1 protein-coding gene is annotated in these 234 nt (G+C 66.7%); it reads left to right on the forward strand.

The window, feature by feature from the left end; genetic code table 11:
• On the forward strand, positions 1-234 hold a 234-nt coding region (locus tag ACP7FG_RS13240), incomplete at both ends, for a GAF domain-containing protein (RefSeq protein WP_439226671.1).

Here is a 234-nt window from a genome sequence, read left to right on the forward strand (position 1 = left end):
TTCAACAACACGCTGCGCAAGGCCGGCCTCTATCTCGGCGCCGACTGGAACGAGCCGCATGCCGGCACCTGCGCGGTCGGCACCTGCATCGCGACCGAGGAAGCCTTGACGGTACATCAGTCCGATCATTTTGATGCGACCCATATTCCGCTGACCTGCACGGCGGCGCCGGTGTTCGATCCCAGCGGCGCGCTCGCGGCGGTGCTGGACATCTCCGCACTGCGCTCGCCGGAG

The sequence above is a fragment of the Idiomarina sp. ST10R2A5 genome (assembly GCF_051842325.1).
GTDB classification, from domain to species: Bacteria; Pseudomonadota; Gammaproteobacteria; order Enterobacterales; family Alteromonadaceae; genus Idiomarina; species Idiomarina abyssalis.